The organism is Acidovorax soli, from assembly GCF_014207955.1.
GTDB lineage: Bacteria > Pseudomonadota > Gammaproteobacteria > Burkholderiales > Burkholderiaceae_C > Acidovorax > Acidovorax soli_A.
The window spans coordinates 87,323-106,833 of record NZ_JACHLK010000004.1 but is presented as its reverse complement, the minus strand read 5'-3'; the positions used below and the strand labels follow the sequence as shown (position 1 = coordinate 106,833).

Annotated in this window: 20 protein-coding genes; 5 read left to right on the top strand and 15 right to left on the bottom strand. The window is 70.9% G+C overall.

Features of this window, described 5'->3' with window-relative positions:
- The first annotated feature begins 78 nt into the window (after positions 1-78).
- Positions 79-1,497 carry an aldehyde dehydrogenase family protein gene (locus HNP48_RS12170; RefSeq protein ID WP_184857204.1) on the top strand — a complete coding sequence of 473 codons (1,419 nt, stop codon included), beginning with the start codon at positions 79-81 and terminating at the stop codon, positions 1,495-1,497.
- A gap of 27 nt (positions 1,498-1,524) precedes the next feature.
- Here the strand turns inward: HNP48_RS12170 and HNP48_RS12165 are convergent, their stop codons facing one another.
- Both HNP48_RS12165 and glmS read right to left on the bottom strand, forming a co-directional pair.
- On the bottom strand, positions 1,525-3,153 hold the full coding sequence (locus HNP48_RS12165) for a diguanylate cyclase (protein ID WP_184857203.1): 1,629 nt from the start codon (positions 3,151-3,153) through the stop codon (positions 1,525-1,527).
- A 187-nt stretch (positions 3,154-3,340) separates the two neighbouring features.
- Complete coding sequence (glmS, locus tag HNP48_RS12160) at positions 3,341-5,233, bottom strand: glutamine--fructose-6-phosphate transaminase (isomerizing) (RefSeq protein WP_184857202.1); 1,893 nt, start codon at positions 5,231-5,233, stop codon at positions 3,341-3,343.
- 140 nt (positions 5,234-5,373) lie between these two features.
- Between glmS and HNP48_RS12155 the strand changes: the two genes are divergently transcribed.
- Together HNP48_RS12155 and HNP48_RS12150 are read left to right on the top strand one after the other, a co-directional pair.
- Positions 5,374-5,862 (top strand): Lrp/AsnC family transcriptional regulator, encoded by a 489-nt coding sequence (locus tag HNP48_RS12155; RefSeq protein WP_184857201.1) that lies wholly within the window; start codon positions 5,374-5,376, stop codon positions 5,860-5,862.
- 124 nt (positions 5,863-5,986) lie between these two features.
- A complete protein-coding gene (locus HNP48_RS12150) occupies positions 5,987-7,063 on the top strand; it encodes a GGDEF domain-containing protein (RefSeq protein WP_184857200.1) in 1,077 nt (358 codons plus the stop codon).
- On the opposite strand, the gene cobF is transcribed toward HNP48_RS12150, so the two are convergent.
- The 4 genes from cobF to cbiE are packed head-to-tail and all read right to left on the bottom strand — an operon-like array spanning position 7,052 to position 10,345.
- Positions 7,052-7,861, bottom strand: a complete 810-nt coding sequence (cobF, locus tag HNP48_RS12145) for a precorrin-6A synthase (deacetylating) (RefSeq protein WP_184857199.1) — start codon at positions 7,859-7,861, stop codon at positions 7,052-7,054. The genes HNP48_RS12150 and cobF overlap by 12 nt on opposite strands.
- Positions 7,858-8,694, bottom strand: a complete 837-nt coding sequence (gene cobM / locus HNP48_RS12140) for a precorrin-4 C(11)-methyltransferase (protein WP_184857198.1) — start codon at positions 8,692-8,694, stop codon at positions 7,858-7,860. Before cobM ends, cobF begins: the two co-directional genes overlap by 4 nt.
- Positions 8,691-9,155 carry a cobalamin biosynthesis protein gene (locus HNP48_RS12135; protein WP_311773823.1) on the bottom strand — a complete coding sequence of 155 codons (465 nt, stop codon included), beginning with the start codon at positions 9,153-9,155 and terminating at the stop codon, positions 8,691-8,693. Before HNP48_RS12135 ends, cobM begins: the two co-directional genes overlap by 4 nt.
- The gene (gene cbiE / locus HNP48_RS12130; RefSeq protein WP_184857196.1) at positions 9,152-10,345 is read right to left on the bottom strand and encodes a precorrin-6y C5,15-methyltransferase (decarboxylating) subunit CbiE; all 1,194 of its coding nucleotides are present in this window, start codon (positions 10,343-10,345) and stop codon (positions 9,152-9,154) included. Before cbiE ends, HNP48_RS12135 begins: the two co-directional genes overlap by 4 nt.
- Between cbiE and HNP48_RS12125 the strand changes: the two genes are divergently transcribed.
- Positions 10,344-11,120 (top strand): cobalt-precorrin-6A reductase, encoded by a 777-nt coding sequence (locus tag HNP48_RS12125; protein ID WP_184857195.1) that lies wholly within the window; start codon positions 10,344-10,346, stop codon positions 11,118-11,120. The two genes, cbiE and HNP48_RS12125, sit on opposite strands and share 2 nt — an antisense overlap.
- Here the strand turns inward: HNP48_RS12125 and cobJ are convergent.
- The 7 genes from cobJ to HNP48_RS12090 all read right to left on the bottom strand — a co-directional run bounded on the left by cobJ (position 11,072) and on the right by HNP48_RS12090 (position 17,671).
- Positions 11,072-11,896, bottom strand: coding sequence for a precorrin-3B C(17)-methyltransferase (gene cobJ / locus HNP48_RS12120; RefSeq protein WP_184857194.1), 825 nt, complete (start codon positions 11,894-11,896; stop codon positions 11,072-11,074). The genes HNP48_RS12125 and cobJ overlap by 49 nt on opposite strands.
- Positions 11,893-12,648 (bottom strand): precorrin-2 C(20)-methyltransferase, encoded by a 756-nt coding sequence (gene cobI / locus HNP48_RS12115; RefSeq protein WP_184857866.1) that lies wholly within the window; start codon positions 12,646-12,648, stop codon positions 11,893-11,895. The genes cobJ and cobI overlap by 4 nt, the downstream gene beginning before the upstream one ends.
- Positions 12,649-12,652: 4 nt before the next feature.
- Positions 12,653-13,282, bottom strand: a complete 630-nt coding sequence (locus HNP48_RS12110) for a precorrin-8X methylmutase (protein WP_184857193.1) — start codon at positions 13,280-13,282, stop codon at positions 12,653-12,655.
- Positions 13,282-14,517 carry a precorrin-3B synthase gene (locus HNP48_RS12105; RefSeq protein ID WP_260420213.1) on the bottom strand — a complete coding sequence of 412 codons (1,236 nt, stop codon included), beginning with the start codon at positions 14,515-14,517 and terminating at the stop codon, positions 13,282-13,284. Before HNP48_RS12105 ends, HNP48_RS12110 begins: the two co-directional genes overlap by 1 nt.
- A 92-nt stretch (positions 14,518-14,609) precedes the next feature.
- Positions 14,610-15,392, bottom strand: a complete 783-nt coding sequence (locus HNP48_RS12100) for an ATP-binding protein (protein WP_184857191.1) — start codon at positions 15,390-15,392, stop codon at positions 14,610-14,612.
- A gap of 21 nt (positions 15,393-15,413) precedes the next feature.
- The gene (gene glmU / locus HNP48_RS12095; protein WP_184857190.1) at positions 15,414-16,838 is read right to left on the bottom strand and encodes a bifunctional UDP-N-acetylglucosamine diphosphorylase/glucosamine-1-phosphate N-acetyltransferase GlmU; all 1,425 of its coding nucleotides are present in this window, start codon (positions 16,836-16,838) and stop codon (positions 15,414-15,416) included.
- 74 nt (positions 16,839-16,912) lie between these two features.
- On the bottom strand, positions 16,913-17,671 hold the full coding sequence (locus tag HNP48_RS12090) for a Crp/Fnr family transcriptional regulator (RefSeq protein WP_184857189.1): 759 nt from the start codon (positions 17,669-17,671) through the stop codon (positions 16,913-16,915).
- A gap of 170 nt (positions 17,672-17,841) precedes the next feature.
- On the opposite strand from HNP48_RS12090, the gene HNP48_RS12085 reads away from it, so the two are divergent.
- On the top strand, positions 17,842-18,249 hold the full coding sequence (locus HNP48_RS12085; protein ID WP_184857188.1) for a BLUF domain-containing protein: 408 nt from the start codon (positions 17,842-17,844) through the stop codon (positions 18,247-18,249).
- Positions 18,250-18,318: 69 nt separating this feature from the next.
- On the opposite strand, the gene HNP48_RS12080 is transcribed toward HNP48_RS12085, so the two are convergent.
- The gene (locus tag HNP48_RS12080; RefSeq protein ID WP_184857187.1) at positions 18,319-18,714 is read right to left on the bottom strand and encodes a DUF2917 domain-containing protein; all 396 of its coding nucleotides are present in this window, start codon (positions 18,712-18,714) and stop codon (positions 18,319-18,321) included.
- 140 nt (positions 18,715-18,854) lie between these two features.
- A complete protein-coding gene (locus tag HNP48_RS12075; protein ID WP_184857186.1) occupies positions 18,855-19,388 on the bottom strand; it encodes a DUF2917 domain-containing protein in 534 nt (177 codons plus the stop codon).
- Positions 19,389-19,511 lie beyond the last annotated feature (123 nt).

Genomic DNA, 19,511 nt, shown 5'->3' with positions numbered 1-19,511 from the left:
AGATTTAAGCATATTGTCAGAACAATCACCGCTTTCTAGACTTCGCCCATTCCTTTGCAACACCACCACGGGCAAGCCATGCACACCTTCCACCACGCGTACATCGACGGCCGCTTCGTGCCGGTACAGGGCACCACGGTGCTCCACAGCGTCAACCCGGCGACCGAAGAGCCCCTGGGCCACACCACCCTGGCCAACCGCGACGACGCCAGGCAGGCCATTGCGGCGGCCAAGCGGGCCCAGGCGCTGCTGGGGCGCAGCAGCAAGGCCGAGCGCATCGACATGCTCCAGCAGCTGGAGGCGGCGGTGCTCGCGCATGCCGACCAGATCCGCGATGTGACCATCGAGGAGTACGGCGGGCCGCTGGCGCGCGCGCAGTGGGTCAGCCAGTACGCGTCGCAGTGCTTTGCCAGGACAGCCGAGCTGCTGCGGGGCTACGACTTCTCGCGGCGCGTGGGAGACTCCCTGGTGCGCATGGAGCCGGTCGGGGTCGCCGCGCTGATCGCGCCCTGGAACAGCGTCGCAGGCACCGTCTGCAGCAAGCTGGCCTCGGCCATCGCGGCCGGCTGCGCCTCGGTCATCAAGCCCAGCGAACTGAGCCCCTGGCAGACCGAGGTCACCGCGCAGGCCCTGCATGCAGCAGGCCTGCCCGGCGGGGTCTTCAACATCCTGCTGGGCCGGGGCGAGGACGTGGGCGATGAGCTGGTCACCCACCCCGATGTCGCCCGGATTTCCTTCACAGGCTCGACCCCGACGGGCCAGGCCATCGTGCGCGCCGCGGCCGGCACCATAAAGCGGGTGGGCCTGGGGCTGACGGGCAAGTGCGCGGCCATTGTCCTGGACGATGCGGACCTGCCCCAGGCCATCGAACAGGCCCTGGCCTGCGCCTTCATGAACAACGGCCAGGCCTGCGTGGCGGGCACGCGCCTGCTGGTGCCGGCGCACCGGCTCACCGAGGTGCTGGCCCTGGTGCAGCGCCAGGTGGCGGCGCTGCGCGTGGGGGACCCGCGGGATGCCGAAACCGCCATCGGTCCGCTGGCCAGCCGCGCGCAGTACGAGCGCATCCAGCACTACATCCGGCGGGGGCTGGAACAGGGAGCCACGCTTGTGGCCGGGGGCGAGGGCCGCCCAGAGGGCCTGGCCAAGGGCTACTTCGTGCGCCCCACGGTGTTCGCCCATGTGCACAACGGCATGGACATCGCGCGCGAGGAGATCTTCGGGCCGGTGCTGTCCATCCTGTCCTATGCCGACGATGCCGACGCCATCGCGCTGGCCAACGACTCGGCCTATGGCCTGCAGGCCTATGTGTTCTCGCGCAACCGGGACCGGGCGCTGGCCGTGGCCGAGCGCTTGGACGCCGGGGCCGTTTTGATCAACCGGACCCTGCCAGACCCGCTGGCGCCCTTTGGTGGCATGAAGCAGTCGGGCCTGGGCCGCGAGAGCGGCCTGTTCGGCCTGGAGTCGTTTCTGGAGCCCAAGGCCATTGTGGGCGCTTGAAGGCCGCTTGCCGAACGGGGCCCCGTCTCACCCGCCCTGCAGGCGGTTGCGCCCTTCGCGCTTGGCCGCGTACATCCACTGGTCGGCCCGCCGCAGCAACTGGGCCGCATCGTCCAGGGGCTGGGCGCAGGCCAGGCCCATGCTGACAGTCACCTGCCGCCCCGGCACGAAGCGGGACCAGTCATGGGCCTGCACCTGCTGCCGGAGCCGCTCGCAGGCCAGGGAGGCATCGTCCAGGGCCTGGCCCCACAGCAGAACGACAAACTCCTCGCCGCCAATGCGCGCCACGAAGTCGCCGCCCCGCACGCCGCCGGTCAGCAGCAGGGCGATCTCGCACAGCACGGTGTCCCCGACGTCGTGGCCCCAGCCATCGTTGATCTGCTTGAAGTGGTCGATGTCGATGAGGGCCAGCGAAAAGCCCTCCGCCGGGCCAGGCCCCATGGGCAGCACTGCCCTCAGGCGGGCGTCCAGCGCCCGGCGATTGGCCAGCCCGGTGAGCGGGTCCAGCAGGGAGGTCTGCGTCGCCACATCGGCGCGCTCACGCAACTCCTGCGCCTCGCGCCGCAACTGCGCGAGCTCCTGCTGCGCGATTTCCATCCGCACCTCGCCGAGCAGCACACGCGCCTGGGCATTGAGGCTGAGCTCCCGGTCCCGGCGCACCTGGACCACCATGGCCTCCAGGGCCGCCAGGGCCTGGGCATCCGCGCCCGCAGCCTTGAAGGCGCGGTACCGCGATCGCCACCACCATCGGCGGCATCCCTCGTTTCTCTGGGCTGCGGCCGCATCCACCTGCTGGTCCAGCGCTTCGCAGGCTTCGAGCGCACGTCCGCTGGCCAGCAGCCAGTCCGCATGGAGCAGTTCGCTTTCCGCGCGGGCATCGGGGGCCTTCGCCTGGATGGCCAGGGCCCGGTGCCGGTCGACCGCGGCGCGCATCTCTGCCAGCCGCCCCAAGGCCTCCAGGCTCAGGCATTCGATTTCGGCGCAGACCATTTCCCAACGCACATGCCCCTGAGCGAGGGCCTTCGCCCGCTGCACCACGGCCAGGGCCTCGCGCAGATCAGCTGCCTGCGCTTCGGTGGGTGCCAGCGGGCCCGGCAAATGGGCGAGCGTGCGCCCGGTCCGGCACAGGGCACCGGCGAGGTTGACGACCGCAGAGAATTGCGCCACCTTGTCGCTGTCGCGCTGGGCCTCTTCATCGGCCTTGTGCAACAAGGTGACGGCATGCGGATGGTCGCCCAACAGCTCCACCACGCCCGCCAGGCTGGAGAGACTGCGCGACACCAGGCCGGGCGCCCCCAGGCTGCGTGCACGGCCCAGCGCCCACATCGCCTCGGGCAGCGCTTCGTCCGCCCGGCCGAGCTGGCACCAGGCCCGGGTCAAGGTGTTGCGCAGCTTGATGCCAACCTGGTGCAGTTCGAGGGCGTCGGCCTCCGCCAGGGCGGCGCGGGCGCTCTCTGCCGCCTTTTCGCTCTCGCCCCGGCGCAGCTGGTGCTCTGCAAGCCAGGCAGCCGCCAGCGCGGCTTCAGGCAGCAGCCCGCAGTCCCTGGCGGTTTGCAGGGCACGCGCCGCAATCTCGACCCCGGCGTCGTGCGCCCCCACAAGACTGGCTGCTTCGCAATCTTGCAGGTCGGTCAGGAGTTGGTCTGCGCGTTCCATGGCCTATGGCGCCTAGTGCTGCGGGGTGCTGGTTCTCGTACAGGTCCCGTGAATATCGCACAGAGGCCGGGCCTCGGTCATTCCCGTTGCGAATAGCCGCATGAAAGACTGTCCCGCGAGCCAGGTTGACCCCAGATGGGGCCATTGCAGTCGCACCACCCGTCGCCCAAGCCTCGATCCGCGGCGCTCACTCCACCGTCACACTTTTGGCCAGGTTGCGCGGCTTGTCCACATCGGTGCCGCGCGCGCAGGCCGTGTGGTAGGCCAGGAGCTGCAGCGGCACCACGTGCAAGAGCGGGCTCAGCGGGCCGTAGTGCTCGGGCATGCGGATCACGTGGATGCCCTCGCTGCTTTCGATGCGCGTGTCGGCATCGGCCAGCACATAGAGCACACCGGCGCGGGCGCGCACCTCCTGCATGTTGCTCTTGAGCTTTTCCAGAAGGGCGTCGTTGGGCGCCACGGTGACCACGGGCATGGCACTGGTGACCAGGGCCAGGGGGCCGTGCTTGAGCTCGCCGGCCGGGTAGGCCTCGGCGTGGATGTAGCTGATCTCCTTGAGCTTGAGCGCGCCTTCCAGGGCAATCGGGTAGTGCAGGCCGCGGCCCAGGAACAGGGCGTTCTCCATGCGCGCGAAGTCCTCGGCCCAGCTGATGACCTGGGGTTCGAGCGCGAGCACAGCCTGCAGGGCCACCGGCAGGTGGCGCATGGCCTTGAGGTGCGCGGCCTCCTGCTCGGGCGTGAGGCGGCCCTTGGACTGGGCCAGCGCCAGCGTGAGCAAAAACAGCCCGGCCAGCTGCGTGGTGAAGGCCTTGGTGCTGGCCACGCCGATCTCCACCCCGGCGCGCGTGATGTAGGCCAGCTTGCATTCGCGCACCATGGCGCTGGTGGCCACGTTGCAGATGGTCAGCGTGTGCTGCATGCCCAGGCTTTGCGCGTGGCGCAGGGCGGCCAGGGTATCGGCCGTCTCGCCCGACTGGGTGATGGTGACCACCAGGCTGCGCGGATTGGGCACACTGGTGCGGTAGCGGTATTCGCTCGCCACTTCGACCTGGGTGGGGATGCCGGCGATCTCTTCGAGCCAGTACTTGGCGGCACAGCCGCTGTAGTAGCTGGTACCGCAAGCCAGGATGAGCACGCTGTCGATCTCCTTGAACACGCGCCAGGCAGCCGTGCCATCGGCGCCGTCGAACAGTTCGGGCACGATGCCTTCCACGCCTTCCAGCGTGTCGCTGATGGCGCGCGGCTGCTCGAAGATCTCCTTTTGCATGTAGTGGCGGTAGGGGCCGAGCTCGGCCGCGCCGCTGTGCGCCTGCACCGTGCGCACGGGGCGCTGCGCGGGCGTGAGCGCCTCGCGGCCCTTGCCCACGATCCAGTAGCGGCCCAGTTGCAGGTCCACCAGGTCACCCTCTTCGAGGTAGACGATCTGGTCGGTCACACCGGCCAGGGCCATGGCATCGCTGGCCAGGAAATGCTCGCCACCGCCCGTCCCCACGCCCAGGATCAGCGGCGAACCGGCGCGCGCACCGACCACGCGGTGCGGCTCGTCCCGGTGCATCACGGCAATCGCATAGGCGCCATGCAGCTGGGCCACGGCGGCCTGCACGGCCTCGAACAGGTCGCCGCTGTAGTGGCTGTCGACCAGGTGGGCAATGACTTCGGTGTCGGTCTGGCTGGTGAACACGTAGCCACGGGCCTGCAGGGCGGCGCGCAGTTCCTCATGGTTCTCGATGATGCCGTTGTGCACCAGGGCCACGCGGCCCGGTGTGCCGCTGGCATCGCCCGTGCCGTGGCTGAAGTGGGGGTGGGCGTTGTGCACCTCGGGGGCGCCGTGCGTGGCCCAGCGCGTGTGGGCGATGCCGGTGGCACCGTCCACGCGGTCGGTCTGCACCTGCTCGAGCAGCTCGGCCACACGGGCCGTGCTGCGCGCGCGCTGCAGGCCGGCCGGGCGTGTTGCATCCAGGCTCGATGCATGCACGGCCACGCCGCAGGAGTCATAGCCCCGGTATTCCAGGCGCTGCAGGCCCTGCACGAGGATGGGAACGATGTTGCGCATGGAGACCGCGCCGACGATGCCGCACATGGATTGCTGCTCCTGTTGTTGGGTAAGTGGCGCAATGGTAGGCAGTCACCCATGGAATTTGCGATTGAAATTCGTCAGAAAATGAATTCAAATTTCTCCAAATTCAATGATTGAAATAAAATTTCATCCACATGGAAATTTTGGAACCAATCACACTGGACCACATCGATCTGCAGCTCCTGGACCTGTTGCAGAACGACGCGGGGCAGAGCAACCAGGCCCTGGCCGAACAGGTGCATGTGTCTCCGCCCACCTGCCTGCGCCGGGTGCGGCGACTGCACGACACCGGCTTGATCGAACGGCAGGTGGCCCTGCTGCAGCCGGACCGCGTGGCCGCGGTGCAGGGCCACGGCCTGGCCTGCATCGTGGAAGTCACGCTGGACCGGCAGGACGCCGGGGCGCTCGACGCCTTCGAGGCGCGCGCGGTGGCGCACTCCGCCGTGCAGCAGTGCTGGCGCGTCTCGCCCGGCCCCGACTTCATCCTGGTGGTGCACACGCGCGACATGCCGGGCTACCTGGCGCTCTCGCAGCAGCTGTTCACGGGCGACGCCAATGTGCGCAACGTCAAGGCCTTCTTCAGCACCAAGCGCGCCAAGTTCGGCACGGCCATTCCCTTGCAGGGTCCCTGATCCCCGCCATCGCCCCGACAGGGCGGCGGGGCATGCCATTTCCCGCTGGCCTCTACCGCCGGGTAAAGGTAAGCTCGCCGCGCCTGTCTCCGCTGCCCCTTCGTCTGCGCGCACCTTTTTCTCCATGGCCACCTACGAACAACAGATGCCCCGGCGCGTGTACCCGCTGCGCGTGCTCGGCATGGGCCTGGGTGGGGTGGTGGTGGCGGTCGTGCTGTGGCAGCGCCAGGCCGCGGTGGGGGCGTGGATCGGCATGGTGCTGCCCTGCTTTGTCTGGCCCCATGTGGCCTACCGGCTGGCGCGGCGCAGCGCCGACCCCTACCGGGCCGAGATCCGCAACCTGCTGGCCGACTCGGCCCTGGCCGCAGCGATGGTGCCGCTCATGCACTTCAGCCTGCTGCCCAGCGTGCTGCTGTGCACGCTGACCATGGTGGACAAGATCACCACCGGCATCCGCGGGCTGTGGGCCAAGTCCATTCCCGCCATGCTCGCGGGTGGCGCGGTGGCCACCTTGTTCACCGGGGTGCACTGGTCGCCCGAGAGCCCCCTGCCCACCATCGTGGCCTGCCTGCCGGTGATGGCGCTGCACACCATCTCGGTCAGCGTGGTGAGCTACCGGCTGATCCGCAAGGTTTCGCAGCAGAACCTGCTGCTCGACGAACTGCGCCGCGTGGACACGCTGACCGGCCTGTACGGCCGCGGCCACTGGCAGGAAGAGGCCGAGGCCGCGCTGCGCCGCCACCACACCCGCAGCGAACCGGCCTGCATGCTGATGATGGACATCGACAGCTTCAAGCAGATCAACGACCAGCATGGCCACAGCGTGGGCGACGAGGTGATCCGCGCCGTGGCCCATGTGGTGCGCGGCAATGTGCGCGCCACGGACTGCGCAGGCCGCTACGGCGGCGACGAGTTCGCCATCCTGCTGACGGGCATGGCCGTGGAAGAGGCGGTCGCCGTGGCCGAGCGCATCCGCGCGCAGACCGAGGCCATCCGCCTGCGCGACATGCCGGCCCTGCGCATGACCACCAGCATCGGCGTGGCGGCTGCACACCCGGGCCATGGGACATTGCGCGCCTGGATGGACGCGGCCGACGCCGCGCTCTATGTGGCCAAGAATGCCGGGCGCAACCGCGTCACCGACAGCGCCGCCCCTGCGGGCGCGGCGCCGGCCGCGGCACTCTCCACCTCAGACCGCTGACACCGGCTGGGCGGCACGCCGCAGCAGGTAGATGTCCATGATCCAGCCATGCTGCGCGCGCGCAGCGGCACGCGTGTGCGCGATGCGCGGGCCGGCCTCGGCCAGGGGCCCGCTGTCCAGCAACTGCTGGGGCATGCCCAGGTAGGCCCCCCACCAGATGTGCAGGCCCTCGGGGGCCAGCGCCTCGAAGCTGCATTGCCCGTCGAGCATCACCACGGCCGTGTCCACGCCGGCAGGCCAGCCTTGTTCGCGCAGCTGGCGGCCGGTGGTCACCACGAAGGGCTGGCCGATGTCGTTCAAGGGCACCGCGTGCGCGGCCGCCAGCGCCTGCACCGAGGTGATGCCGGCCACCACCTCCACCCGCACCGGCGCGGGCTGCATGCGCGCCGCGATGCGCAGCGTGCTGTCGTACAGGGCCGGGTCGCCCCAGACCAGCAGGGCCACGCGCAGGACGGCCTCGGGCGCCGGGCTGTCGGTGGCCCCCGCGATGGCGTCCTGCCAGCAGCGGGCGATGGCGGCATGCCATTCGTCGACCTGCACCAGGTAGTCGTCGCCCGCGCTGCGGCGCACGGGCATGTCGAAGCCGGCGATGCGCGGCGCGGGGGCCACCAGCACCGCATCGCACAGCGCCTGGCGCAGGGCGGCCAGCTCGGCCTTGTCTTCGCCCTTGTGCGGCAGCAGGATCAGGTCGGCCGCGTTCATGGCCGCGACCGCCTGGCGCGTGAGGTGGTCGGGGTTGCCCGTGCCGATGCCGATCAGAGCCAGGGCCACCGGCGGCAGGCTGCGGCCGGCGTTCATGGGCGGGAGGCCCGGTCCAGCGGCTGGTCGCGGGCGGTGTCCAGCGCCACGCCCTCGGGCGCCGGAAAGCGCGGCGCCGTGCCCAGGGGGCGGTAGCGGCGGTCGTAGTCGGCCGCATAGAGCCGGCTTTCGGCAAACGCCTCGGCCTGCAGGCTGCGCCCGACCAGGATCAGCGCCGTGCGTTCCATGCTGCTGGCCACCGCCTGCGCCAGCGCGCCCACGGTCGTGCGTACGACGGTCTCGTCGGGCCAGCTGGCGCGCCAGACGATGGCCGCCGGGCAGTCGGCGCCATAGTGCGGCAGCAGCTCGGCCTGCACCTTCTCGGCCACGTGGATGGACAGGTGGATGGCCAGCACTGCACCCGTGGCGGCAAAGGCGGCCAGGTTCTCGCCCTCGGGCATGGCGGTGGCGCGGCCCGAGGTGCGCGTGAGCACCACCGACTGGCACAGGCCGGGCAGCGTGAGCTCCGCACCCAAGGTGGCCGCAGCGGCAGCGAACGAAGGCACGCCAGGCGTCACGGTGTAGTCGATGCCCGCCGCGCGCAGGCGCCGCAGTTGCTCGCCCATGGCAGACCAGACCGACAGGTCGCCCGAATGCAGGCGCGCCACGTCCTGGCCGCGCGCGTGGGCGGCGGATATCTCGGCCATGATGGCGTCGAGGTCCATGGCCGCGGTATTGACGATGTGCGCGCCGGGCGGGCAGTGCGCGAGCAGCTCACGCGGGATCAGCGAGCCGGCGTACAGGCAGACCGGGCAGCGGCCCATGAGGTCGCGCCCGCGCACGGTGATGAGGTCGGCCGCGCCGGGACCGGCGCCGATGAAATGCACGGTCATGGTGCCGTTGCTCCTTGGGACAGCGCGGCGGCACGGCATGCCGCTGCAATACAACAATCAAGAGGCGCCACGCGGCGCCGTGCCACGGCCAGCGTGGCACTGCCGTCCTGCGCCACCCGGCGCGGCAGCAGCAGTTGGGCCTGGGGCCCGGCGGCGGCCAGCGCTGCGGCTTCGGCCACGCTGCCGGTGCCATAACGGGCTATCAGACGCGCAGACTGCGTGGCCACCGGCTGGTGGCGCAGGGATTCCAACGGCAGGGCCAGCACCGGGACCCGCCAACCGGCCAAGGCCGGATGCTGCTCCTTGCCTTCCAGCACGGCCAGGGAGCAAAAACCATCCGCCGGTGCGGGCAGCAGCGCCTTTGCCTGCTGCCACAGGCCCCGCAGGGTGGCAGCAGTGGCATGCGCCCTCAGGCCCACACCCAGCACCAGGCAGGCGTGTCCGGGTGTGCTGGCCGTCACCACCGCCAGCTCCACTGCACCAGGGGGCGCGCCGCCTTCCAGCTGCGCATGCGCCCCAGCGGCTCGGCGCTGGACAGCTCCAGCCGCAGCAACTGGCCGCCATGCTGGGCATGCAGTTGCGCCAGCAGGGCTTCGGTTTCCAGCGTTACGGCATTGACCACCAGCCGGCAGCCGGCAGGCACCAGGGCACCCAGGGCGGCGAACAGAGCCGCATCGAACCCGCCCCCGACAAACACGGCCTGGGGTGGCGCCAGTCCCTGCAGCGCCTCGGGCGCCAGGCCCTGCACCACCTGCAGCGCGGGCTGCAGGCCAAAGCGCAGGGCATTGCGGCGGATGTTGTCGGCCCGCGCCGCATGCTGCTCCACGCTGGTGGCCAGGCCGCCGGCCAGGCACCATTCCACGGCCACGGAGCCCGAGCCCCCGCCGATGTCCCACAGCCGTTCGCCACGCCGCGGCGCCAGGGCCGCCAGCGTGAGCGCCCGCGCCGGGGCCTTGGTGATCTGGCCGTCGTGGGCATACCAGGCATCGTCGCGCCCGGGCACCTGGGGCAAGGCCGGGCCACCCATGGCCTGCAGCGCAACCGCGACCGGTGCCCGGGCCGGGTCGGCCGCCAGCACAGCGCCGGCCTCGGCCGCGCGCAGGGTGCGGCAGCGCTCGCGCGGACCACCCACGGACTCCATCACCCACAGCGCGCTCGCACCCCAACCTTCCTGCACCAGCCAGGCGGCCAGCTCGGCCACGGCCATGCCATCGCGCAGCAGCACGATGCACTGCCCGCCCGGCACCAGGCGCGGCAACAGTTGCTCGATGGGGCTCGCGTGCAGACCCAGGCAATCGGTGGCCTCCAGCCGCCAGCCCAGGCGGGCGGCGACCAGCGAGAATGTCGAAGGCTGCGCATGGCAGCGCCACTCGTGCGGTGCCAGGTGTGCTGCCAAGCTGCCGCCCGCGCCGAACCAGAACGGGTCGCCCGAGGCCAGCACCACCACGCGCTGCCCGCGCAGGGCCAGCACGGGGGCGACGTCGAACGGCACGGGCCAGGGGCGGCCGCGCTCGCCGGCCTGCGCCAGCGCCAGATGGCGCGGGCCACCGACAATCACCTGGGCCTGGTCCAGGGCCTGGCGCGCGGCGGGCACCAGCCCGTCCAACCCATCTTCGTTCAGGCCCACCAATGTCAACCACGGATCAGCCATGACACATGTTCTCCTGCTGGGCGGCACCAGCGGCGCCAGCCAGTTGGCGCAGGCCCTGCACCAGGCTCAGATACCCGCCATTTTTTCCTACGCCGGTGCCACGCAGGCCCCCATGGCGCAGCCCCTGCCCACGCGCTGCGGCGGCTTTGGCGGTGCCGCAGGGCTCGCGCAGTTCATCCGCAGCCAGGGCATCACCCACCTGGTGGATGCCACCCATCCCTTTGCCGCACAGATGAGCCGCAACGCCTGTGCCGCCTGCGAGGCCACCGGGACGCCGTTGCTGGCGCTGGAGCGCGCCCCCTGGCAGGCCCAGGCGGGCGACCACTGGGTGGACGTGCCGGACATGGCGGCGGCAGCCCAGGCCCTGCCCGAGGCGCCGGCCCGGGTGTTCCTCGCCATCGGGCGCAAACAGCTGGATGCCTTTGCAAACCATGGCCAACACCACTACCTGCTGCGCCTGGTGGATGCGCCCGCGCCGGGCAGCCTGCCGCTGGCCGACAGCACGGTGGTGCTGGGCCGCGGCCCCTTCAGCGCCGCGCACGACCAGGCGCTGCTGCAGGCCCATGGCATCACCTGGCTGGTGGCCAAGAACGCCGGCGGCGAGGCCACGCGCGGCAAGCTGCTGGCGGCACGCGCGCTGGGCCTGCCGGTGGTGATGGTGCAACGCCCGCCGCTGCCGCCGCGCCCGCGCACCGAGGACGTGGGTGCCGTACTGCAGTGGATTGCTCATGGCTCGCTGCCTGCTGAGGCCGGCGTGGCGCCCTCCAGCCCGTAGAAGCGCGGGGTGTAGACCCATCGCCCCACCTGCCGCGTGCTGCTGTTGCCCACCAGCACCACGGTGCGCATGTCGGCCATCTCGGGCATGGCCTCGGCCAGCGTGCACACCCGCAGCGCCTCGTCGGGCGTGGACACGGCGCGCGCAAACACCAGCAGGCGGCCGGGCTCGCAGTGCGCGCGCAGCAAGGCCAGCAGGCGCACAAAGCCCTCGGGCCGGCTGCGTGAACTCGGGTTATAGAAGGCCATGGCGAAGTCGGCCTCGGCCGCCAGCTGCACGCGCCGCGCTATCACCGGCCAGGGCTTGAGGTTGTCCGAGAGGTTGATGCAGCAGAAATCGTGGCCCAGCGGCGCACCGGCCCGCGCCGCGGCGGCCAGCATGGCGGTGATGCCGGGCAGCACCTGCACATCCAGCGCCTGCCAGGCGGCGGCCTGTTCGGTCGGCGCCTGCTCGATGGCCTCGAACACCGCGGACGCCATGGCAAACACCCCTGGGTCGCCCGAGGAGACGACCACCACCTGCCGCCCCTGTGCGGCCAGCGCCAGGGCCTGGCGCGCCCGCGCCAGTTCGACCCGGTTGTCCGAGGCATGCCAGGCCACGGCAGCCGCCCCACCGCGCTCCTGCAGCAAGGCCCGGGCCCGCTCCACATAGGGCAGGTAACCCACCACATCGGTCGCGGCCTGCAGCGCAGTGGCGACCTCGGGTGTGACCTGCGCCAGCGCACCCGGGCCCAGGCCTGCGATGGCCAGGCGGCCCGCGCCATGTGCGGCGCTCACCAGGCGACCTCCGGCCGGCGGCCCTGGCCATGCACCAGCACGATGGCGAAATAGGGGCAGGCCTCGTCGCTCACCGCGGTCAACTTCGCCACCTGCTCGCTGGCCGTGGTGCCGTTCTGCACCAGCCAGGCGGCATCGAGCCGGCCCGTGCGCTGCAGGGCCCGGCGGATGCGCGGCAGGTTGCGCCCGACCTTCATCACCACCAGCGCGTCGGCGGTCTGCATGCGCCGCACCAGCTCGTCCTCGGGCAGGGTGCCCGTCATCACGCTGAGCACGTCGTCGCCCCAGGTGATGGGCTCGCCCGTGGCGTGCCAGCAGCCCACCATGCCCGGAATGCCGGGCACCACCTCCAGGCGCACGGCGGCGCGCTCGCGCAGCCGGGTGTACAGGTGCATGAAGGAGCCGTAGAGAAAGGGGTCGCCCTCGCAGAGCACCACCACCTGCTCGCTGCGCGCCAGGGTTTCCAGCTGGGCGCACCAGTCGTCGTAGAACGCCGCGAGCTGGGCCACGTACTCCGGGCTGTCCACCGGCAGCTCGGTGGTCACGGGGTACTCCATGGGGTATTCGGTGGCGGCGGGCGCGAGCAGGCCGTCCACCACCTGGCGTGCCTTGCCCGGGCGTCCCTTCTTGCGGAAGAAGGCCACATGGCGCGCATGGCGCACCAGCCGGTGCGCCTTCACCGACATCAGCTCCGGGTCGCCGGGGCCCAGGCCTACGCAGACGATGCCGGGCGCCGCCTGCGCCACTGCCATGCCCTCACTCGGCATGGCTGGCCAGGGCGTTGATGGCGGCCACGGTCATGGCCGAACCGCCCAGGCGGCCGCGCACGACCATTGCGGGCACGGGCAGGTCCTGCATCAGCGCCTCCTTGGACTCCATCGCGCCGACAAAGCCCACCGGGCAGCCGATGATGGCTGCAGGGCGCGGGCAATCGGGCTGGCGCAGCAGATTGAGCAAGTGGAACAGCGCCGTGGGCGCATTGCCGATGGCCACGACGGCCCCCGCCAGGTCTGGCCGCCACATCTCCACCGCGGCGGCGCTGCGGGTGGTGCCCATCTCGTGGGCCAGCGCCGCAACGCGCTCGTCCTGCAGCGTGCAGAGCACGCGGTTGTGGGCGGGCAGGCGGTGGCGCGTGATGCCCTCGCTGACCATGCGCACGTCGCACAGCACCGGGGCGCCGCCGCGCAGCGCTGCTTCGGCCGCCTCCGCCATGCCGGGCGAGAAGGCCACATGGGGCGCGAGCTCGACCATGCCGGCCGCGTGGATCATGCGCACCACCACGCGCTCTTCGGCGGGGTTGAAGCGGGCAAGGGCCGCCTCGCGGCGGATGGTGGCGAACGACTGCCGGTAGATCTCGGCGCCATCGGTTTCGTAGCGGTGCAGCATCAATTTTTTTCAAACAACAGGCCGGGATTGTCCTGCAGTGCGGACAGGTCCACATGGCCGATCGCTGCGTCTGCAGCGCGCCCTTGCCGGATGACGGCAAAGACCGGCCCGTTCGGGGCGGCTTCCGCGCGCAAGGTGACGCTGGCGGGCGCCTGGCGCGCGCAGCCCTTGGCGCAGCCCGCCACGTGCAGATGGGCCCCTTCCGGCACCTGCGGCGCCAGCGCCATGGCCAATGCCAGCGTGGGTGCCTGGGCCTGGGGACAGCCGGGTGCCCCCGTGCAGGCCGAGACGCGCAGCCGCGCGTCGCCCGGGTCGCTCACCCAGTCGGCGGCCTGCCATGCGCCGGGCGGCACGTCCGATTCGACCAGCAGCATGCGCCAGGGTGTGACCCGCAAGCCAGGCAGGGGGCCCGGTGCCGCGCCACGCAGCAAGGCTTGCACCAGCTGTGCCAGGGCCTGTGCCCGCAACCGGCCCAGAGGGGCGCCCACCAGCGTGCCGATGCCAGGCAACAGGCCGGGCACCGGGCGCCCTGCCGGTAAGTGGGTGGCCACAGGGACCCAGCCGACGCCGGCGGGCAGGCCCGCAGGCCAGGGCGCCGCGGGCGTGGCGGCCTTGCGCAGGCGCGCCATCTCGCCGGTCTGCTGCGCCAGGCGCCCCGGTCGCAGCCCGTCTGCGCGCAGCGCGCTGCAGCGGGTTGCGAACCAGCGCGCCAGGGCCAGGCCGGCCGCAGCAGCCTGATCGGGGTTCGCCGCCTCAAGGGCCCAGGGCAGGCCTGCCGGCCGCACCTGCCAGCGCGGGGGATGGACGCCCTGCACGTTCTCGATGCGGATGTCCGCCGACACCTCGCCGAGCCAGGGGGCGTGGCCGCCGTCGATGGCCCAGCCGAACTTGGCGGGCAACGCATCCAGATCCTGCGCCCCGGCCAGCCCCTGCCACAGCGCTGCGGCGGCGGCCTGCACCCCATCGCCGGGCCGGTGCAGCGGGTCAACCACCACATTGCGGCGGCGTTCACGCTGCGCATCGGCATCCAGCAGGCCGCAGCCCGCCAAGGCCCGCAGCACGCCCGCATGGCGTGCGGGGTCCACGCCACGCAGTTGCACGTTGGCACGGCTGGACAGTTCCAGGATGCCTGCGCCGTGCGTGGCGGCCAGCCGGGCCAGCCGCCAGGCCTGGTGCAGGCTCAGCCGCCCTTGCGGCGGGCGCACGCGCACCACCAGCCCGTCGCCCGAGGCCATGGGCTGCCAGGCACCGGGGCACCAGCCCTGGACTTGCGGCGTATGAAGGGGTTGGCGGGCACCAGGGCCCTGGTTCGGCATGCCTCGGACGGTCAGGGCTGCGGCCATTCCAGGCGGACCGTGCAGCCCTCACCCGGCGTACCGGCAGCCGCGATCTGCGCGCCATGGCGCTGCGCGATCACCCGGCACAGGGCCAGGCCTGTGCCCACGCCCTCGAATTCCGTCTCGCGGTGCAGGCGCTGGAACACGCCGAACAGCGCACCGGCCCGCGCAGGGTCGAAGCCCGTGCCGTTGTCGCGCACGGTCACGGCCACGCGGCCATCGCCGACGGGTTCGGCACCGATGTGGATCTGCGCCACGGCCTGGCCGCGCGTGAACTTGAGCGCATTGCCCAGCACCTGCACCAGCAGCTCGCGCAGCAGGCCGGCATCGGCATCAAGCACCGGCAGATCGGGCGCCAGGTGCCACTGCACCGCGCGCCCGGCCTCGGCGGCGGCCAGGTCCGCGCGCGCCTGGGCCACGGCATCGGCCAATGCCACGGTTTCACAGCGCAGCGGCGCGCGCGTGGCGCGTGTGATGGCCAGCAGGCCGTCGATCATGAGGCCCATGCGCCGGGCCGACTGGTCCATGGTGGCCAGAAAGCCCAGCGCCTCCTGCAGCGCGGGCGACTGCACCACCTCGGCCGGCAGATCGCCCAGCACCTCGCGCACCAGCGTGCCGTACGAGGTCACGTGGCGCAGAGGAGCGCGCAGATCGTGCGAGACGGCGCGCAGAAACTCTTCCTGCGCGGCGGCCATGTCGGCCACCTGCTGGCGGCTGCGCGCCAGCTCGGCGCGCAAGGCCTCCACCGTCTGCGGGGTGTCGTCGTCGCTCATGCCGCGGACCTCCTGCCCATCTCAGGCCTTGGGCTGCTTTACCGGCCGCGACCAGTTGGCAATCGCGACCTGCTTGCCACGCGCCACGCCCAGGGAACCCGCCGGCACATCCTTGGAGATGGTCGAGCCGCCACCCACCGTGGCACCGGCGCCGATGGTGACCGGCGCCACCAGCACGCAGTTGCTGCCGATGTGCACGTCGGCCTCGATGATCGTGCGGTGCTTGTTCGCACCGTCGTAGTTGGCGGTGATGGCGCCCGCGCCGTAGTTCACGCGTTCGCCCACCGTGGCATCGCCCAGGTAGGCCAGGTGGTTGGCCTTGGCGCCATCGGCTAGCGTGGAGTTCTTCACCTCGACGAAGTTGCCGATGTGCACCTCGCGGCCCAGCTGCGCGCCCGGGCGCAGGCGCGCAAACGGGCCGATCAGTGCGCCCTCGCCCACGCTGGCACCGAGCTTCTCGCCGTCGATGTGGGTGTAGGGATGGACCACAGCACCCGCCGCGATGCGCGCGTTGGCAATGCAGCAGTGGGCGCCGATCTGCACGCCCTCGCCCAGTTCCACGCGGCCGGTGAAAACGCAGTTGACGTCGATCTCCACGTCCTGCCCGCAGACCAGCTCGCCACGCGCGCCCGTGCGCACATCCTCGCGCAGGTCGAAGCGCGCCGGGTCGGCCAGGCGCACGCCCTGCTCCAGCAAGGCCCGGGCCTGGCGCTGCTGGTGGGCGCGCTCGAGTTCGGCCAGCTGCAGCGGGCTGTTCACGCCGGCCACCTGCAATGCATCGGTGATGCGGTGGGCCACCACGGGCACACCATCGGCCACGGCCATGGCGACGATGTCGGTCAGGTAGTACTCGCCCTGGGCGTTGTCGTTGGTCAGGCGCGCCAGCCACGGCGCCAGCAGGCGCGCAGGCACGGCCATGATGCCGCTGTAGACCTCGGTGATGGCGCGCTCTTCCTCGCTGGCGTCCTTGTGCTCGACGATGCCCTGCACGGCACCGGAATCATTGCGCACGATGCGGCCATAGCCCGTGGGGTCGGGCAGCGTGACGGTGAGCAGCGCGAGCTTTTCGCCGCCGCCGGCCGCCACCAGGGCGCGCAGGGTGTCGGCCTGGGTCAGCGGCACATCGCCCGAGAGCACCACCACCGTGCCGTCCGCGCGCAGGTGGGGCACGGCCTGCTGCACGGCATGGCCCGTGCCCAGCTGCGGCTCCTGGCGCACAAAGGCCAGTTCGACCCCGGCCGCACCGGCATTGCGGGTGGCAGCCTCCACCTCGGCCGCGCCATGGCCGGTGATCACGGTGGCACTGCGTGCCTGCAGGTGTGCCGCCTGGTCGAGCACGTGGTGCAGCAGCGGGCGTCCGCCCAGGCGCTGCAGCACTTTGGGAAGGCGGCTTTTCATGCGCGTGCCCTTGCCGGCCGCCATGATGAGGATGTCGAGTTGCGTCATCTGGAAATGGGAAAAAGGGCGCCCCGCGCCAGGGAACTCGCGAGGACGGGTGCGCCGATTATCGGCTGCGCCGGCTACAGCAAGGGCAGCAGGCGTGGCGGCCGGTCGTAGTACTCGGCGATGCGCTCGAGCGCATGGGGATTGAGCAGGCGCAGGCGGCCGTTGGCCAGCTCGTGCAGGCCCAGCTGTGCCAGGCGCCGCAGGCTCTTGTTGGTGTGCACCAGCGACAGGCCCAGCGCGTCGGCCATGTGCTGCTGGTTGATCGGGAACGCCACGGAGCCATCGGCCTCCACCAGGTCCACCCGCTCCAGCCGGCGGTACAGATGCATGAGCAGCATGGCCAGGCGCTCGGTGGCATTGCGCCGCCCGGCGGTCAGCAGGTTGTCGTCCACATGGCCTTCCTCGTGGGCGGCCAGCCAGGTGATGTCGTAGCCCAGGCGCGGGTGTTCGCGGAACACCGACCACAGGCTGTCGTTCTGGAAGACGCACAGGGCGCAGTCGGTCACCGCTTCGACGCCATGCGCCGAGAGGTCGCCGAACTCCTGCTGCAGGCCCACCAGGTCGCCGGGGAGCAGGAAGTTCAGGATCTGGCGGCGCCCGTCGCTCAGGGTCTTGTAGCGGAAGGCCCAACCCGAATACAGGGTGAACATGCGGGAGTTGGCCTGGTTCTCGTGCACCAGGGCGCCACCGGCCGGCACCGCCAGGGTCGAGGCGCGAAAACCCTCGATGAAATCCAGCACGCCGGGCTCCACCGGGGTGAACGCCCGCGTCCTGCGCAGCCGGCATTCCCGGCAGTGGGGCGGGCACGCATTGGGCGGCAAGGTGGCGTTCATGGTGGCGCCATTCTAGGGATGCGGCCACCGGTTCCACCGCCGGGTCGCGCATTTTTTGGGGGCTGCCGGCTGCGGTCCGATGGTCCGTTCGGCCTTTTGGCAACAACCGATCGTGCTATGTCTTTTGACATTGCGGGGCGCCGTGCGCAGTCCTACATTGCGCCGCACCCATGTCACCACTCATCCCCTCCAGCGCCCTGTATGAAGCCTTGTACGTCAGCACCCTCGCCGAGGGGCAGCCCGTGGCCGTGGTCGCCGAAATCGCCGGCCACGCCCATGTGCACAACGCCAGCCGCGGGATCACCGGCCTGCTGATCTTCGACGGCATGCGCTTTTGCCAGCAGCTGGAAGGCACGCAGAAGGAGGTGCTCAAGCTCACCGAGCGCATCCGCAACGATCCGCGCCACACCGGCGTCGAGGTGCTGCACCACGGCCCGCTGCCGGCGCGGCGCTTCCGGCAGTTCAGCCTGGCCTTCACGGCGGTGGAAGACACCGAGGTGCTGGCACGGCTCGGCCTGCTCGATGGCGAAGCCGCCATGGCGGCTTTCGAGGCCCTGCGGGCGGAGCTGCACCGCTAACCTGCACAAACAACAACGGCCGCCCGGGTGCACCGGGCGGCCGTTGCTGGCAATGCGGCTATGGGTCCGTCAGGCGCAGCAGGCGGCTTCATCCACCATGGGCACGGCCGTCATGCCCAGCGAGGCGCGCTGCCACCATGCGGGAGCAGAACGGGACGGCTGTGCCGCCCAGCGGTACTGCAGGCGCTGGTTGCCCAGCGTCTCGACCACCGCGTGCTGGCCTGCGGCCACCCACAGGGTCTGGCCGGCCTGCAGGAAGACATCGCCGGCCGAATCGCGGCTGGCGCCGTGCGGGCCGTCGTCCAGGGTCACCCAGGCCTGGCCTTCGGCCACACGCAGTGCCATGGCCTTGCGCGGTGTCAGGCTGACGGCCTGGCCGGGCTTGAGCGTGTTGATGGTGTCCTTGGCCGCAATGCGGCCGAAGACGCTGGAAGCTTGCAATTGCAGAACATTCGATGCGGTCATGGCTTTCTCCTGGTAAACCCTATAGGCCTCTATGGTGCGCTTGTGCTTGAAAAGCGTCCAATGAATTGCGAGGGCCTGATTGATTCAAGTTCGGCATCAATCCCAAAAACGGCCGGATACCGGTGACGGCCAAATCCTGCTCAAGCGTGCATGCGCACTCGCTGGGGTGCTATCCGATGCAGAGCAAACCGCAGCAGGCCAGCGGCCAGCCGGCCACTGGCGCCCAGGGTGGCTGCCACGGCCGCAGCCACGGCGCGACCGCCCTGGCCGAGTGCACAGACCAGGTCGCGCAGGGGCTGTGCCACGCCGCGCTCCCAGTCCAGCGCCGGATCGGACACCGCGGCGGCGGCTGGCACCGCATCCCAGCAGAAGGCCACCGCACTGGGCGCCCCGCCACGCAGGTACCAGGACTCCATCACCACCTGCTGGCCCGCTTCAATGACCAGGGCCTGCCCTTGGGCCAGCACGATGTCCTCGGTGGCCTGGTCGGGCTGGCCGGGCCGTGCGCCCACGGACAGCCACACCCGGCCCTGCGAGATTTCCAGCACACTGCGCTCACGCGGGTTCAATGTGATGGCACGGCCCGCGTCCAGCTTCCAGCTTCCGGCCAACACGCGGCCGGCCGCGGCGGCGATGGCAGATTGTTGCGATTCCAGAACGGTACGGGACGACATGGTGTGCTCCTTGCTGCTTGAAAAAACGTTGTAGAGCCTGGATGATCCGCCTGTAGAGGCCTGTGGTCCAATGAAAACGCAGCACGCCATTGATGCCACCAACGCATGAATAATTTTTCAGAA

Excerpts from the sequence above, each read along its gene's own strand:
- HNP48_RS12170 (WP_184857204.1), top strand. The coding sequence starts at position 79 with ATGCACACCTTCCACCACGCGTACATCGACGGCCGCTTCGTGCCGGTA.
- HNP48_RS12165 (WP_184857203.1), bottom strand. The coding sequence starts at position 3,153 with ATGGAACGCGCAGACCAACTCCTGACCGACCTGCAAGATTGCGAAGCA.
- glmS (WP_184857202.1), bottom strand. The coding sequence starts at position 5,233 with ATGTGCGGCATCGTCGGCGCGGTCTCCATGCGCAACATCGTTCCCATC.
- HNP48_RS12150 (WP_184857200.1), top strand. The coding sequence starts at position 5,987 with ATGGCCACCTACGAACAACAGATGCCCCGGCGCGTGTACCCGCTGCGC.
- cobF (WP_184857199.1), bottom strand. The coding sequence starts at position 7,861 with ATGAACGCCGGCCGCAGCCTGCCGCCGGTGGCCCTGGCTCTGATCGGC.
- cobM (WP_184857198.1), bottom strand. The coding sequence starts at position 8,694 with ATGACCGTGCATTTCATCGGCGCCGGTCCCGGCGCGGCCGACCTCATC.
- HNP48_RS12125 (WP_184857195.1), top strand. The coding sequence starts at position 10,344 with ATGACACATGTTCTCCTGCTGGGCGGCACCAGCGGCGCCAGCCAGTTG.
- cbiE (WP_184857196.1), bottom strand. The coding sequence starts at position 10,345 with ATGGCTGATCCGTGGTTGACATTGGTGGGCCTGAACGAAGATGGGTTG.
- cobI (WP_184857866.1), bottom strand. The coding sequence starts at position 12,648 with ATGGCAGTGGCGCAGGCGGCGCCCGGCATCGTCTGCGTAGGCCTGGGC.
- HNP48_RS12110 (WP_184857193.1), bottom strand. The coding sequence starts at position 13,282 with ATGCTGCACCGCTACGAAACCGATGGCGCCGAGATCTACCGGCAGTCG.
- HNP48_RS12105 (WP_260420213.1), bottom strand. The coding sequence starts at position 14,517 with ATGGCCTCGGGCGACGGGCTGGTGGTGCGCGTGCGCCCGCCGCAAGGG.
- HNP48_RS12100 (WP_184857191.1), bottom strand. The coding sequence starts at position 15,392 with ATGAGCGACGACGACACCCCGCAGACGGTGGAGGCCTTGCGCGCCGAG.
- glmU (WP_184857190.1), bottom strand. The coding sequence starts at position 16,838 with ATGACGCAACTCGACATCCTCATCATGGCGGCCGGCAAGGGCACGCGC.
- HNP48_RS12090 (WP_184857189.1), bottom strand. The coding sequence starts at position 17,671 with ATGAACGCCACCTTGCCGCCCAATGCGTGCCCGCCCCACTGCCGGGAA.
- HNP48_RS12085 (WP_184857188.1), top strand. The coding sequence starts at position 17,842 with ATGTCACCACTCATCCCCTCCAGCGCCCTGTATGAAGCCTTGTACGTC.
- HNP48_RS12080 (WP_184857187.1), bottom strand. The coding sequence starts at position 18,714 with ATGACCGCATCGAATGTTCTGCAATTGCAAGCTTCCAGCGTCTTCGGC.
- HNP48_RS12075 (WP_184857186.1), bottom strand. The coding sequence starts at position 19,388 with ATGTCGTCCCGTACCGTTCTGGAATCGCAACAATCTGCCATCGCCGCC.